Origin of the sequence: Caballeronia sp. INML2 (genome assembly GCF_023631365.1) — a bacterium.
GTDB lineage: Bacteria > Pseudomonadota > Gammaproteobacteria > Burkholderiales > Burkholderiaceae > Caballeronia > Caballeronia turbans.
The window spans coordinates 1-2312 of sequence record NZ_JALQDH010000041.1 but is presented as its reverse complement, the minus strand read 5'-3'; the positions used below and the strand labels follow the sequence as shown (position 1 = coordinate 2312).

2 protein-coding genes are annotated in these 2312 nt (G+C 58.3%); both read right to left on the bottom strand.

The window, feature by feature from the left end; translation table 11 throughout:
- Positions 1 to 69 precede the first annotated feature (69 nt).
- A complete protein-coding gene (istB, locus tag NCT32_RS14150) occupies positions 70 to 936 on the bottom strand; it encodes an IS21-like element helper ATPase IstB (RefSeq protein ID WP_033536439.1) in 867 nt (288 codons plus the stop codon).
- Positions 933 to 2156, bottom strand: a complete 1224-nt coding sequence (istA, locus tag NCT32_RS14145; RefSeq protein ID WP_250490418.1) for an IS21 family transposase — start codon at positions 2154 to 2156, stop codon at positions 933 to 935. Before istA ends, istB begins: the two co-directional genes overlap by 4 nt.
- Positions 2157 to 2312: the final 156 nt, after the last annotated feature.

Below are 2312 nucleotides of genomic sequence, written 5' to 3'. Positions count from 1 at the left end.
TGTCAACGTCGGACTTAGTTTCCCCAAAACTGTCGGAGTAAAATTCCCCACCCTGTATCTGCGTGGTGATCAGCCGTTTTCGGGATCGGGTGAGCTCCTCCGGGGGCGTCCTGGGCGCCGGCGCGGCGTTTCGGCAGATGCCGGGTGTAGAGATGATGGACGGTTGCGTAGATGGTCAGGGAGTAAATCGGCGTGCTCGCGCAGACGGTAAGAAGAGCCCTCAATCTGCACCACGATCGCGTGATGCAGCAACCTGTCGAGCAGGGCTGCTGCAACGACACTGTCGCCGAATACCTCGCCCCACTCACCGAAGCTGCGATTGGAAGTCAAGATAATCGCGCACCGCTCATAGCAGGCGTTGATCAGTTGGAAGAACAGGTTGCCGCCGTTTGAGCCGATGGGGAGATATCCGATCTCGTCGACAATAAGCAGGCTGTTGCGCGCGAGGAAGCGCACGCGTTGCGGCAGATTGCCTTCGCGCTCGGCCTTCGCCATCGAGCTGACGATTTCGGCGAGCGAGCCGAAGTACACGCTCTTGCCGGCGCGGACCGCTTCGACACCCAACGCGATGGAAAGGTGTGATTTACCGGTTCCAGGCGGCCCGAGGAAATGAACCGCCTGTCGCCGTTCGATGAAATCCAGTTGCGCCAGCGTCATGATCCGATCACGATCGAGGCTCGGCTGGAAACTGAAGTCATATCCGGCGAGCGTCTTGATTGTGCCCAATCTTGCTGTCTGTAGTGCCATCCGAATACGCCGTGTCTCGCGCGTAGTGAATTCCTCGCCCAGCAGCGTCTCGAGCACTTCCAGCATTGAGCTGTCGCCCTGCTCAAAGCGCTTCAGAGTGGCATCTAGAGCTTCGAGAGCGCGTGGCATGCGCAAGCCAACGAGGTAACGCTGTATCCGCTCGACAGTCGAGCTTGGAACGCTGTTCATGCATGCCTCCCAACGTCAGCTAGGCGCTTTGCGACCTGATCATAGAACGATAGGGGCCGGCGTGCGACGCCTGCATTTGAAGGCGGCAGCGCGCGTCCGGTTTGCGGCTTGCGCTTACCGGAGCGCCTGTGGCCAGGCAGCAGTGACGTTCGTCGTCGGCCTTCCAGCACGGGGTGCACTGCCAGCAGTTCGCCCTGCTCGTAAATCCGGATTTCGTGAGCCAGACTGTGAACTTCGAGGGTGCGTTTGCGCGTTCGGTCGGGCACGCTATAGTAGTTTCCGCCGACTGAGACGAGTCCTTCGTGACTCACACGCCGCTCGAGTCGGATCACGCCATTGAACAAACCGGCGGGAAGCGCTTGCAACGTCGGGCGCTCCTCAAGAAAATGCTCCGCGACAACTCGGTGCGTCGTGCCATGCACACGAACATTGGCTACTGAGTCAAGCCACTCACGCAACTGGCGATTCATGTCGGCAAGATTCTGAAATCGTCGAGCGAGGAAGAAGTCCTGACGGATGTATCGAAATGGGCGTTCGACCTTCCCCTTAGTCTTTGCGCGATATGCCTTGCATGCGCGCGGAGCAAAGCCATAGTGCTGCGCGAATGCGACGAGCTTTGCGTTGTAGACGATGTGCTTCTCGACTTCGCCCAGCACAGCCGCCTTCATGCGGTCGTAAAGCACCTCTCGAGGAACACCGCCGATGTGCTCAAACGCCTCCATGTGACAGCGCAAAACCGTTTGAAGGTCTTGGTGCTCAACGAAGCGGCCCCACAAATAACGGCTGTGTCCAAGCACGAGCGAGAACAACCAGATCGAGCGCCGCTGTCCAGGGACGTCATCAAATTCGACATTGAAGTGAGCAAAGTCCACTTGAGCTTGAGCTCCAGCCGGCGTCTCGAAGCGCACCTCGAAGCCACGCTGCTTGGGCGGACGAACTTCTCGGACCAAATCACCCAATGCTGTGCGACCGCCGACGTAGCCCATCGCCTGAACCTCCCGAAGAAGTCGTTCAATGCTCAGCTCGGGATACTCACGCACACGCTCGGTCACGTAATGGACAAACGAATCGACGACACAAGGACGCGGCGCACGCGGACCATAACGAGGCGCCTGCACACCATTCTTAATGTATTTGCGAACGGTCTTGCGATCCATATTTAGTCGAACGGCGATAGCCGAGATGCTCAGCCCCTGCCGATGCAATTCCAGAATCGTCATAACCTCTCCCAACTCGACCACCGGTAGCTCCCCGACGAATGCGAAGGCCTATATGGTCGGTGATCGACGGGGCGCCACCGCTTACGCGGCGGCGCCAAACAAAAACTGGGGAAATTTACTTCGACGAAAATGAGGAGTATCTATCCGACGCTGACA